The 12,207-nt window shown below is 74.6% G+C and carries 10 protein-coding genes and 1 tRNA gene; 10 read left to right on the forward strand and 1 reads right to left on the reverse strand.

Going from position 1 to position 12,207, the window contains the following annotated elements; translation table 11 throughout:
• The first annotated feature begins 405 nt into the window (after positions 1–405).
• From fdh to ABZ570_RS32000, 9 genes are all read left to right on the forward strand, one after another.
• Entirely contained in the window at positions 406–3,675 is a 3,270-nt protein-coding gene (fdh, locus tag ABZ570_RS31960; RefSeq protein ID WP_358071581.1) for a formate dehydrogenase, read from the forward strand.
• 2 nt (positions 3,676–3,677) lie between these two features.
• Entirely contained in the window at positions 3,678–4,721 is a 1,044-nt protein-coding gene (locus tag ABZ570_RS31965; protein ID WP_358071597.1) for a 4Fe-4S dicluster domain-containing protein, read from the forward strand.
• Positions 4,722–4,881: 160 nt separating this feature from the next.
• Complete coding sequence (nrfD, locus tag ABZ570_RS31970) at positions 4,882–6,018, forward strand: NrfD/PsrC family molybdoenzyme membrane anchor subunit (RefSeq protein WP_358071583.1); 1,137 nt, start codon at positions 4,882–4,884, stop codon at positions 6,016–6,018.
• Positions 6,019–6,088: 70 nt separating this feature from the next.
• Positions 6,089–6,184 (forward strand) — tRNA-Sec (locus ABZ570_RS31975).
• Between the two features lie 78 nt (positions 6,185–6,262).
• Positions 6,263–7,555: an L-seryl-tRNA(Sec) selenium transferase gene (gene selA, locus ABZ570_RS31980; protein WP_358071585.1), complete on the forward strand. Its 1,293-nt coding sequence runs from the start codon at positions 6,263–6,265 to the stop codon at positions 7,553–7,555.
• A 2-nt stretch (positions 7,556–7,557) separates the two neighbouring features.
• Positions 7,558–9,321 carry a selenocysteine-specific translation elongation factor gene (gene selB, locus ABZ570_RS31985; RefSeq protein ID WP_358071587.1) on the forward strand — a complete coding sequence of 588 codons (1,764 nt, stop codon included), beginning with the start codon at positions 7,558–7,560 and terminating at the stop codon, positions 9,319–9,321.
• 59 nt (positions 9,322–9,380) lie between these two features.
• The gene (locus tag ABZ570_RS31990; protein ID WP_358071589.1) at positions 9,381–9,578 is read left to right on the forward strand and encodes a hypothetical protein; all 198 of its coding nucleotides are present in this window, start codon (positions 9,381–9,383) and stop codon (positions 9,576–9,578) included.
• Between the two features lie 24 nt (positions 9,579–9,602).
• Positions 9,603–10,880, forward strand: a complete 1,278-nt coding sequence (locus ABZ570_RS31995) for a hemolysin family protein (RefSeq protein WP_358071591.1) — start codon at positions 9,603–9,605, stop codon at positions 10,878–10,880.
• A gap of 82 nt (positions 10,881–10,962) precedes the next feature.
• Positions 10,963–11,145: a hypothetical protein gene (locus tag ABZ570_RS32000; protein WP_358071599.1), complete on the forward strand. Its 183-nt coding sequence runs from the start codon at positions 10,963–10,965 to the stop codon at positions 11,143–11,145.
• A 60-nt stretch (positions 11,146–11,205) separates the two neighbouring features.
• On the opposite strand, the gene ABZ570_RS32005 is transcribed toward ABZ570_RS32000, so the two are convergent.
• Positions 11,206–11,856, reverse strand: coding sequence for a hypothetical protein (locus ABZ570_RS32005; protein WP_358071593.1), 651 nt, complete (start codon positions 11,854–11,856; stop codon positions 11,206–11,208).
• A gap of 125 nt (positions 11,857–11,981) precedes the next feature.
• On the opposite strand from ABZ570_RS32005, the gene ABZ570_RS32010 reads away from it, so the two are divergent.
• A partial coding sequence (locus ABZ570_RS32010) for a hypothetical protein (protein ID WP_358071595.1) occupies positions 11,982–12,207 on the forward strand: 226 nt, incomplete at its 3' end.

Raw genomic sequence — 12,207 nt, forward strand, 5'->3', positions numbered from 1 at the left:
CCTGACCGCCCGGAGCCGGTCACCCTCGCCCCCAGCCCGAACAGCAACCAGCCACAACAGCAACCAGCCACCAAGCCCAACCACCCCCGTGACCGCCGTCACCGAAACGAGCGGAAGAAGGGACCGCCTCGTACCGTTGTGCAGAGCGTCGGTGTGTCCAGTGTCCCCGGGCCTCACCCAATTTGCCTTCGCGGAATACCGTCCGGCTGGAGCCGCGTCGCGCCACTCGCCGAGAGGCGACCTGCACGCCGACGCCCAGCGGCGCCCCGGCCAACCGGTCGGGGCGCCGCTGTTTGCCCACCCCGGCATTCGCCGAAAATGGTCCGCGACTTGAGTCGCGGGCCCCCGGCGGCTGGCCTATGGTTCAGAAGGTCAGCTTCCGCCAGCGGGGGAGGAGGTGTTTTCGTGGGCTTGAAGACCTTCATCGAGGGGTGGCCGGTCTACCGGCAACTCACCGGCACCGACCCGCTGGGCCGGGGCGCCGCGGCCCAGTCGGCCCGGTCGGCGGACCTGACCGCGCGCACCGAGACCGCCGACAGCATGGCCCGCTCGGTCTGCCCGTACTGCGCCGTGGGCTGCGGGCAGCGGGTGTACGTCAAGGACGGGCGGGTCACCCAGATCGAGGGCGACCCGGACAGCCCGATCTCCCGTGGCCGGCTCTGCCCGAAGGGTTCGGCGAGCAGAAGCCTGGTGACCAGCCCACTGCGGCAGACCAAGGTCCGCTACCGCCGGCCGTACGGGACCGAGTGGGAGGACCTGGATCTCGACGTCGCGCTCGACATGATCGCCGACCGGGTCCTCGCCGCGCGCGACGAGACCTGGGAGGACGTCGACGACGAGGGCCGGCCGCTGAACCGCACGCTGGGCATCTCCAGCCTGGGCGGGGCGACCCTGGACAACGAGGAGAACTACCTCATCAAGAAGCTGTTCACGGCGATGGGGGCACTCCAGATCGAGAATCAGGCTCGGATTTGACACTCCGCCACCGTCCCCGGTCTGGGGACCAGCTTCGGGCGCGGCGGCGCGACGGACTTCCAGCAGAACCTCGCCAACGCTGACGTCATCATCATCCAGGGCTCGAACATGGCCGAGGCGCACCCGGTGGGGTTCCAGTGGGTGATGGAGGCCAAGAGGCGCGGCACGAAGGTCTTCCACATCGACCCGCGGTTCACCCGTACCAGCGCGCTCGCCGACACGTACCTGCCGATCCGGGCGGGCACGGACATCGCGCTGCTCGGCGGCGTGGTGCGGTACATCCTGGAGAACGAGCTGGACTTCCGGGAGTACGTGCTGGCGTACACCAACGCGGCGACCATCGTCAGCGAGCAGTTCGCCGACACGGAGGAGCTGGACGGCTTCTTCTCCGGCTTCAATCCGGAGACCCAGGCGTACAACCAGAAGAGCTGGCAGTACGCGGGGCATGAAGGCGACGGCGGCGCCGCGGACACCGGCACGGAGCGGGACAGCGCGGCCGGGCTGCGGCACGAGTCGCACGGTATGCCGGTGCCCGGCCAGACCGAGCGGGACGAGACGCTGCGGCACCCGCGCTGCGTCTACCAGATCCTCAAGCGGCACTTCGCCCGCTACACCCCGGAGATGGTCGAGCGGGTCTGCGGTGTCCCGCAGGAGAAGTTCCTGGAGCTGGCCCGGGCCTGGACGGAGAATTCGGGCCGGGAGCGTACCGGCGCGCTGGTCTACTCGGTGGGCTGGACCCAGCACAGCGTCGGCGTGCAGTACATCCGCACCGGGGCGATCATCCAGCTGCTGCTGGGCAACGTCGGCCGGCCGGGCGGCGGCGTCCTGGCGCTGCGCGGGCACGCCAGCATCCAGGGCTCCACCGACATCCCGACCCTGTTCAACCTGCTGCCCGGCTACCTGCCGATGCCGCACCACGCCGACCATCCGACCTTCGACGAGTGGGTGAACAGCATCCGCCGCCCCGGGCAGAAGGGCGTGTGGGCCGACGCACGGGCCTTCGCGGCGAGCCTGCTCAAGGCGTACTGGGGGGACGCGGCGACCCCGGAGAACGACTTCTGCTACGGCTACCTGCCCCGGATGACCGGCGACCACGGGACGTACCAGCAGGTGCTGAACATGATCGACGGCAAGGTGAAGGGCTACTTCCTGCTCGGCCAGAACCCGGCCGTCGGCTCCGCGCACGGCCGGGCCCAGCGCCTGGGTATGGCCAACCTCGACTGGCTGGTCGTCCGCGACCTGTTCATGATCGAGAGCGCCACGTTCTGGCAGAACAGCCCGGAGGTGGAGACCGGCGAGATCGTGCCGGAGGAGTGCCGTACCGAGGTCTTCTTCCTGCCCGCCGCCTCGCACGTGGAGAAGGAGGGCACCTTCACCCAGACGCAGCGGTTGCTGCAGTGGCGGGAGAAGGCCGTGGATCCGCCGGGCGACTGCCGCTCCGAGCTGTGGTTCTTCTACCACCTCGGGCGCAGGCTGCGGGAGAAGCTGGCCGGCTCCGACAAGCCGCGCGACCGGGCGCTGCTGGACCTCGCGTGGGACTACCCGACGCACGGGCCGGAGGCGGAGCCGAGCGCCGAGGCGGTGTTGCGCGAGATCAACGGTTTCGACGTGCGTACCGGCCGCCTGCTCGGCGGGTTCGCTGAGGCCCGCGACGACGGCTCGACCGCCATCGGCTGCTGGATCTACTCCGGCGTCTTCGCCGACGGGGTGAACCAGGCCGCCCGGCGTAAGCCCCGGCACGAGCAGGACTGGGTCGCCGCCGAGTGGGGCTGGGCCTGGCCCGCCAACCGGCGCACCCTCTACAACCGCGCCTCCGCCGACCCGCAGGGGCGGCCGTGGAGCGAGCGCAAGAAGTACGTCTGGTGGGACGCCGACAAGGGTGAGTGGACCGGGTACGACGTGCCCGACTTCGAGAAGACGAAGCCGCCGACGTACCGGCCGCCCGAGGGCGCCTCGGGCAGCGACGCGCTGGCCGGTGACGACGCGTTCGTCATGCAGGGCGACGGCAAGGGCTGGCTCTACGCGCCGAGCGGGGTCCTCGACGGGCCGCTGCCGACGCACTACGAGCCCGCCGAGTCACCGATGCGCAACCCGATGTACGGCCAGCAGGCGAATCCGACCCGCAAGGTCTACCCGCACCCGGTGAACCGGATGAACCCGAGCCCACCGGAGCAGCACAGTGAGGTCTTCCCGTACGTCTTCACGGTCAGCCGGCTCACCGAGCACCACACCGCCGGCGGCATGAGTCGCTTCGTCCGGCCGCTGTCGGAGCTGCAGCCGGAGCTGTTCGTGGAGGTGTCGCCGGAGCTGGCCGCGCAGGTCGGGCTGGCGCACCTGGGTTGGGCCCACCTGATCACCGGCCGCGCGGCGATCGAGGCCAAGGTGCTGGTGACCGACCGGCTGACCCCGCTGCGGGTGGAGGGGCGACTGATCCACCAGGTCTGGCTGCCGTACCACTTCGGCCGGGAGGGGTTGGTGACCGGCGACTCGGTCAACGACCTGTTCGGGATCACCCTGGACCCGAACGTGCTGATCCAGGAGAGCAAGGTCGGCACCTGTGACATCCGGCCCGGCCGGCGGCCCACCGGGCCGGCCCTGCTCGAACTGGTCGGCGAGTACCAGCGGCGCGCCGGGCTGACCCGGGAGCACCGGACCCCGATCGTCACCACCGAGGCCGCCGCGGACGGGAGCCACGAATGACGCTGCTGGAGGGGAACAGCCTCTACGGGCCGCTCGACCCCGCCCCCGACGCCGGGTGGACCGACGCGCCACCCCGGATGGGCTTCTTCACCGACACCAGCGTCTGCATCGGCTGCAAGGCGTGCGAGGTCGCCTGCAAGGAGTGGAACGACGTTCCCGCCTCCGGCTTCGACCTGCTCGGCATGTCGTACGACAACACCGGGGCGCTGACCGCCAACTCGTGGCGGCACGTCGCGTTCATCGAGCAACCCCGCCCGGCCGGCCACCGCACCCCGCCCTTCGCCGGAAACCCGACCGGCCCGGCGGCCAGCCCGGCGAGCGCCGCCACGGCGGCCGGCACGGCGAACGAGACCGGCACCGATCCCGGCGTGCCCCCCGGGCAGCCGGAGGCCGCCGCCCGGATGGCCGCCGGCCCGGAGTTCCTCGGCATGCCCGGCTCCCAGCCACCCGGGCGAGCCACCGGCGCGGAGTCCCGCACCGACTTCCGCTGGCTAATGATGTCGGACGTGTGCAAGCACTGCACCCACGCGGCCTGCCTGGACGTCTGCCCCACGGGCGCGCTGTTCCGCACCGAGTTCGGCACGGTCGTGGTGCAGGAGGACATCTGCAACGGCTGCGGCTACTGCATCTCCGCCTGCCCGTACGGCGTCATCGACCAGCGCAAGGGCGACGGCCGGGCGTGGAAGTGCACCCTCTGCTACGACCGCCTCGGCGCCGGCATGACCCCGGCCTGCGCGCAGGCCTGCCCGACCGAGTCGATCCAGTTCGGCCCCCTCGACGAGCTGCGCGAACGCGCCGCCCAGCGGGTCGCCACCCTGCACGAGCGGGGGGTCCCGGAGGCCCGCCTCTACGGCCACGACCCGACCGACGGCGTCGGCGGGGACGGGGCGTTCTTCCTGCTGCTCGACGAGCCCGAGGTGTACGGCCTGCCACCGGACCCGGTGGTCGCCACCCGGGATCTGCCGAAGATGTGGAAGCGGGCCGGGCTGATGGCCCTGGCCATGGCGGCGGCCGCCGTCGCCGCGTTCGTCGGAGGTTCCTCTTGACTTCCTCCCCCTCGGGAAGGAGGGGGATTCCCATCGGCCTTGCGGCCGGTCCGGCCTACGCCGGGCCGTTCTCGGACCGCCCCGGCTTCGCCGGGCCGCTCCTGATGGAGTCCGAATTCCTCCCCGGCCTGAAGGCCGGGGCAACCTCCGGAGGTAACAGGTGAGTCCGGACCGCGCCCCGGTCGGCGCCCTTTTCCGCCGATTCCGGGAGCGGCTGGCCGCCGAGGGGCCGCAACGCCCCGGCGGGCCGGCCCCGCACCCGCCCCGCGACGCCGGGCCGGCACGCCGGCGGGGGCGCCGGGGCGGTGGGGAGCCGGTGAACGTGCCACCGGCCGAGTTCACCTCCTACTACGGCCGGCCCGTCCTCAAACCACCCGTGTGGAAGTGGGACATCGCCGCGTACCTGTTCACCGGGGGGCTCGCGGCCGGGTCGTCGCTGCTCGCCGCTGGTGGGCAGCTCACCGGGCGGCCGGCGCTGCGCCGGGCCGGCCGGGTCACCTCCCTGGCCGCGGTCACCGCCAGCGCGTACTTCCTCGTCAACGACCTCGGCCGGCCGAGCCGCTTCCACCACATGCTGCGGGTGGCGAAGCTGACCTCGCCGATGTCCGTGGGCACCTGGATCCTCACCGCCTTCGGGCCGGCCGCCGGGGTCGCCGCGGTCGCCGAGGCCGCCCCCTGGCTGCCCGAGCGCGGTCTGCTCGGCCTCGGCCGTCGGCTGCTGCCCCCGGCCGGGCACGCCGCCGGGCTGGTCGCCGCCGTGACCGCCCCGGCCCTGGCCACGTACACCGCGGTGCTGCTGGCCGACACGGCGGTGCCGTCCTGGCACGAGGCGTACCCGGAGCTACCGGCCATCTTCGCGGGCAGCGCCCTGGCCAGCGGCGCGGGCCTGGGCCTGCTGGCCGCGCCCACCGGGCAGGCCGGCCCGGCCCGGCGGCTCGCCGTCGCCGGCGCGGCCCTGGAGCTGTGGGGCGCACACCGGGTGGAACACCGCCTCGGCCTGTACAGCGAGCCCTACGCGACGGGCACCGCCGGCAGGCTGTTGCGCGCCGGCCGGGCGTTGACCGCCGCCGGGGTGGTCGGCGCGCTGGTCGGTCGGCGCAGCCGCGTGCTGTCCGCCGTCGCCGGCGGGGCGCTGCTCGCCGCGTCCGTCTGCACCCGGTTCGGCATCTTCCGCGGCGGGGTCGTCTCGGCACGGGATCCGAAGTACACGGTGGTGCCGCAGCGCGAGCGGGTCCGGCGCCGCGAGCGCCCGGCGGAGGACGCCAACGAGCCGGGCGCCGGCCCGATCGGGGAGTAGCCCAAACCCTAACCAGTGCCGTTTGCCCCTGCGGGAGCGAACGGAGATCGCATGTGGTTAAGTGCTCGGTGGAGGCGTTCAGGCGGCTGGTGCCCCTCCCGGTCTTCAAAACCGGTGTGGTCCGGGACCCGGGCCAGGCGGGTTCGATTCCCGTCCGTCTCCGCCAAGCAGCCAAGGGCCACTGCCTCTGCGAGGCAACCAGGGGGGATTCCGTCTCCGCGACGGATGCCAGGGGGATGATCCCATGCCTGACGCCGATCCGCGGCGGCGCGTGCCGCGCACCGATGCGTTGCTCGCCGACCCGGCCCTCGCCGCCGCCGCGGGCGTGCTCGGCCGTGACCGGGTCAAGGCCGCGATCGTCCGGGCCCAGCAGCGCGCCCGCCGCGGCGAGCTCGCCCCCGAGGCGGTACGCGACGCGGCGCTGGCCGAACTGCCCGCGCCGGCGCCCCGGGCGGTGCTCAACGCCACCGGCGTCGTGCTGCACACCAATCTCGGTCGCGCCCCGCTCTCCGCCGCCGCCGTCTCGGCCCTCGTCGCCGCCGCCGGGCACACCGACGTGGAGCTGGACCTGCGGACCGGGCGGCGGGCCCGGCGCGGCCGGGAGGCCCTCGACGCCCTGGGCACCGCCGTGCCCGACGCGCCGGCCGTGCACGTGGTCAACAACGGCGCCGGCGCCCTGGTGCTCGCCGCCACCGCCCTCGCCACCGACCGGGAGATCGTGGTCAGCCGCGGCGAACTGGTCGAGATCGGCGACGGTTTCCGCCTGCCCGACCTGCTGGAGAGCACCGGCGCCCGGCTGCGCGAGGTGGGCACCACCAACCGCACCACGCTCGCCGACTACGCCGCCGCGCTCAGCCCTCGCACCGGGTTCGTGCTGAAGGTGCACCCGTCGAACTTCGTGGTCACCGGCTTCACCTCGGCCGTGCCGGTGCGGGCGCTGGCCACCCTCGGCGTGCCCGTGGTCGCCGACATCGGCTCCGGGCTGCTCGCCCCCGACCCGCTGCTGCCCGACGAGCCGGACGCCGCCAGCACCCTGCGCGCCGGCGCCCACCTGGTCACCGCCAGTGGCGACAAGCTGCTCGGCGGCCCACAGGCCGGCCTGCTGCTCGGCACGGCCGACCTGGTCGACCGGCTGCGCCGGCACCCCCTGGCCCGGGCGCTGCGGGTGGACAAGCTCACCCTCGCCGCGCTCGCCGCCACCCTGCACGCCCCGATCACCCCCACCCGCGAGGCGTTGCACGCCGACCCCGCCGTCCTGCGCGAGCGTGCCGAACGGCTACGCGACCGGCTCGGCGAGGACGGCTGCAAGGCCGAGGTGGTGCCGAGCGCCGCGGTGGTCGGCGGCGGTGGCGCTCCCGGGCTGGAGCTCGACTCGTGGGCGCTGAGCCTGCCCGAGCGGTACGCCGAGCCGCTGCGCACCGGTGAGCCGCCGGTCCTCGGCCGGGTGCTGCGCGGCCGGCTCCTGCTCGACCTGCGGTGCGTGCCGGCCGACGCCGACGACACCGTCCGCGCGGCGATCCTGCGGGCGGGCGACTGAGCATGTGGGTCGTCGCCACCGCCGGGCACGTCGACCACGGCAAGTCCACCCTGGTCCGGGCACTGACCGGGATGGAACCCGACCGGTGGGCGGAGGAACGCCGCCGGGGCATGACCATCGACCTCGGCTTCGCCTGGACCGCCCTGCCCTCCGGCGGGACCATCGCCTTCGTCGACGTGCCCGGGCACGAGCGGTTCGTGCCGAACATGCTCGCCGGCGTCGGCCCGGTGCCGGCCGCGCTGGTCGTCGTCGGCGCCGACGAGGGCTGGATGCCCCAGTCCGCCGAGCACCTGGCCGCGCTGGACGCGCTGGGGGTGTCGTCCGGCCTGCTGGCGGTGACCCGCGCCGACCTGGCCGACCCGGGGCCCGCCCTGGCTCGGGCGCGCAAGGAGATCGCCGCCACCTCGTTGGGCGAGGTGGAGGCGGTGGCGGTCAGCGCCGTCACCGGCGTCGGCCTGCCGGAGCTGCGGGCCGCCCTGGACCGCATGGTCGCCCGGTTGCCCGCCCCGGTGCTCGACGACCCGGTCCGGCTCTGGGTGGACCGCTCGTTCACCATCCGGGGCAGCGGCACGGTGGTCACCGGCACCCTCGGCGCCGGCCGGCTGCGCGTCGGTGACCAGCTCGAACTCGCCGCCACCGGGGAACCCGTCCGGGTCCGCGGCCTGCACTCGCTGAACGCGGCCCGGGACCGGGTCGACGCGGTGGCCCGGGTCGCGGTGAACCTGCGCGGGGTGTCCCGCGACCGGGTCGCCCGTGGCGACGCGCTGCTGAGTCCGGGGCGGTTACGCCGCACCGACCTGCTGGACGTGCGGCTCGCCGGCGACCCGGCCGCCGATCTGCCGGCCAGCCTCACGCTGCACGTCGGCTCCGCCGCCGTGCCCGCCCGGGTACGCCCGCTCGGTCCGGACACCGTCCGGCTGCGGCTGGCCCGTCCGCTGCCGCTGCTGATCGGGGACCGGGCGCTGCTGCGGGACCCTGGCCGGCACCACGTCGCCGGCGGGGTGACCGTGCTGGACGTGGATCCGCCGCCGCTGCGCCGGCGCGGCGCCGCCGCGGCCCGGGCGGCCGTCCTGGCCGGGCTGGACGGCCGGCCCGACCTGGCCGGGGAACTGCGCCGTCGGCGTCTGGTCCGGGCCGGTGACCTGACCCGGATGGGGGTGCCGGCCACCGCCGCCCCGGTTGCCGGGGACTGGCTGGTCGACCCGGAGCACTGGCGGGCCCTGGGCGTACGTCTCGGCGAGGAGGTCGCCCGGTACGCCCGCGCCCATCCACTGGAGGCCGGCGCGCCGGTCGAGGTGCTGCGCCAGCGTCTCGACGTGCCCGATCGGGCCCTCGTGGCGGCGCTGCTGCGGCCACCACTGCGGCTGCACGCCGGCCGGGTCACCGCCGCCGTGGCCGACACGCTGCCCCGACCGGTGGTCCGCGCGGTCGAGCGGCTGCGTGCCGAGTACGGCGACCGTCCGTTCCAGGCGCCCGAGGCGCACCGCCTCGCCGACCTCGGCCTCGGGCCGCGGGAGATCGGTGCGGCCGTGCGGGCGGGCGCCCTGCTGAAGCTGGCCGAGAACGTGGTGCTGCTGCCCGGCGTCCTCGACGACGCGGTGCGGGTGCTGGCCCGGCTGCCGCAGCCGTTCACCCTCAGCGCCGCCCGGCAGGCCCTCGACACCACCCGCCGGGTGGCGGTGCCGCTGCTGGAGCTGCTGGACCGGCGCGGCGCCACACGTCGGCTGCCCGACGACGCCCGCGAGGTGGTGTCGCCGCCGAGCTGAGCCCGCGGACGTGGGCCAAGCGGCACCGGTGACGGCCTCGCGTCACCTACCGTGACGCCATGGACCCTTCGGCGGTCTGGCGGGACAAGAACCACAAGTGGCGGATCGAGGCGTACCGGGCGCCGGACCTGCGGTTCGCGGTCTTCGCCACGAACGGCACCACCGAGTCGGCGCCGCTGTGGCTGTTCGGAATGGCCGCGCTGGCCCGGTGGCTGATGACCCACAAGATCTCCCTGGACGACCTGGAGCCGGACTGACCGTCGGGCCGAGAGGGGGTACGGATGGCCGGGCAGCTCATCCTCGTACTGGTCCTGGTGCTGATCAACGCGACGTTGGCCGGCAGCGAGATGGCCCTGGTGACGCTGCGTGAGAGCCAGCTGCGCCGGCTGGGCCGGTCCGGGCGGGCCGGGGCGCGGCTGCTCCGGTTGACCCGGGAGCCGAACCGCTACCTGGCCACCACCCAGCTCGGTATCACCCTCGCCGGGTTCCTCGCCTCGGCAGCTGCCGCGGTGGCCCTGGCGCAGCCGCTGGTCGACCTGCTGGGCTTCCTCGGCCGGGCCGCGCATCCGGCCGCGGTGCTGCTGGTGACGGTCGTGCTGACCTTCGTCACGCTGGTCGTCGGCGAGCTGGTTCCGAAGCGGCTGGCGATGCAGACGGCGGAGCGCTGGGCGCTCATCGCCGCCGCGCCGCTGGACCTGCTGGCCGGGCTGTCCCGGCCGGCGGTGTGGCTGCTGGGCCGCGCCACCGACCTGCTGGTCCGGCTCGCCGGCGGGGATCCGCGGGCCAGTCGGCCGGAGGTGACCGAGGAGGAGCTGCGGGAGATGCTGGTCAGCCAGCGTGGGCTGTCGGCGCAGCAGCGGGAGATCCTGGCCGGGGCGTTCGAGATCGCCGGCCGCAACCTGCGCGAGATCCTCGTCTCGCGCCGCGACGTGACCGTCCTGCCGGCGAGCATGCCGGCCGTGGAGGCGATGCGCCGGCTCGCCGACACCGGGCGAACCCGCGCGCCGGTGACCGGCCCGGGCGGGTTGGACGACGTGTGCGGGGTGGTGCACATCCGCGACCTGGTGGACGGCGACGGCGTCACCGCCGGGGAGCGGTCCCGGCCGCCGCTGCTGCTGCCGGGCACTCTGCCGGTCGCCGACGCGATCCGTCAGCTACGGCAACGCCATGAGCAGATGGCCCTCGTGGTCGACGAGTACGGCGGGATCGACGGCCTGGTCACCATGGAGGACCTGCTCGAGGAGGTCGTCGGCGAGGTGTACGACGAGACCGATCGGTACGTGCGCCGGGCGGTCCGGGAGCCGGACGGCGCGCTGCTGCTGCCCGGCGACTTCCCACTGCACGACCTGCCCGACGCCGGCGTCCGGCTGACCTTCCCGCTGTCGCGCGAGTACGCCACGGTCGCCGGGCTGGTCCTGGCCGGGCTGGGCCGGCTGCCCACCGGCCCGGGGGAGCGGGTCCAGCTGCCCGGCCTCACCATCGAGGTGGTCGAGGTGGCCGACCGGGCGATCCGCCGGGTACGCCTGCGCGGGCCGGCCGCGGGCTGCCCGGAGCGGTGAGCCGTGAGGCCGGGGCCCCGGACGGGGGAACGTGCGGCCGAAGCGGCACGAACCGGTGACGACCGGACGTACCGTCCGGGACGTGAGGGACCGAGGATTGCGCACGTTCATCGCGGTGCTCGCCGGGCTCGCGGTGATCTACTTCGGCGTGACCGGGCACCGCAGCGGCGGCGGGCAGGACAGCGGCGTCTCCGGCGGCGTCGTGCTGCTCGCGCTGCTGGTGGCGGGACTCGTCTGGCACCTGACCCGGCCCGCGGCGAAGTGACGCCCGACCCGGTCCGGGCCGTCCCGCCCGACCCGGCCGCCGAGCGCCGCCCGGGGCGGTTCAGCGGGCCGCGGCGGTTTTGACCTCGCCCACCGACTCCTGGCCGAGCGACACCCGCACCAGCGCCGACGCGAGCCGTCCGAAGTCGGCCTCGCCCACCAGCCCGGCGAGGCCGCCGGGGTTCGCCGGCAGGCCCAGCCGCCGCGCCCCGGCGAGGGCCCGGCGGTCGGCGTACGGGCGTACGTCGGGCCAGATCGTCTGCACCTCGCGGAGGAAGATGTCCGCCCCGGTGGGGCCGATGCCGGGGAACTGGGTCAACAGCCGACGCAGGGCCGTCCGGTCGCCGTCGGCCTCGCGGTGCAGCCGGCGCAGGTCGCCGTGCCACCGGTCCAGGCAGAGCTGCGCGCCGGTGCCCAGCATGGTCGCCGTGCGCTCGTCGTACCGCCGGTAGTGGCCACGGCCGAGCGCGTCCACCCGGTCCTGCCAGCTCGCCGCCTCCATCGCCCGCGGGGTGCGGTAGCCGGCGGCGAAGAGTTCCCGGGCCGCCGCGAGCGCCACCCCGGCCCGGATCCGGGTGCTCAGCAACGTGGTGAGCACCAGTAGCTGGTAGAGCGGCCCGGGCCGGTCGGCGAGGCTGATCCCGGCCTCCTCGGCGTACGTGCGGCCCTGCCGGTCCAGCAGCGCGCGCGCCACGTTCCGATCGTTCGGCATCCGGTCTGGATACCCGCCGGCGGTCCGGCCAGACGCCCGACCGTCCCGGAATGCGCCCGGCGGGGGCGGGTACCCCGTGAGGTGCGCGGCCCACGCCGTGCGCTCCCACTGGGAAGGAGAGACCTGTGGTCAAGCCGCAGCAGGAGGAGCTACGCCGCAACGACAAGGGCGCGACCAGCCAGGACAGCCGCGAGGGTTTCCAGGTGGGCGGTCATCCGCGCAACAAGGGCACGTCCAACGCGGACGTCGGGCGACCGGTCCCGAAGGGACAGGTGTCGCCGTACGGCCCGGCCGGGCGAGACGGCCCGCAATCTCTCGTACGGCGAGCAGCGCCGGCTGGAGATCGCCCGG

The organism is Micromonospora sp. NPDC007271 (assembly GCF_040634005.1).
Lineage (GTDB): Bacteria > Actinomycetota > Actinomycetes > Mycobacteriales > Micromonosporaceae > Micromonospora.

Coding starts and splice junctions, on each gene's coding strand:
- ABZ570_RS32005 (WP_358071593.1), bottom strand. CDS start 11,856: ATGCCGAACGATCGGAACGTGGCGCGCGCGCTGCTGGACCGGCAGGGC.
- selA (WP_358071585.1), top strand. CDS start 6,263: ATGCCTGACGCCGATCCGCGGCGGCGCGTGCCGCGCACCGATGCGTTG.
- ABZ570_RS31995 (WP_358071591.1), top strand. CDS start 9,603: ATGGCCGGGCAGCTCATCCTCGTACTGGTCCTGGTGCTGATCAACGCG.
- ABZ570_RS31990 (WP_358071589.1), top strand. CDS start 9,381: ATGGACCCTTCGGCGGTCTGGCGGGACAAGAACCACAAGTGGCGGATC.
- selB (WP_358071587.1), top strand. CDS start 7,558: ATGTGGGTCGTCGCCACCGCCGGGCACGTCGACCACGGCAAGTCCACC.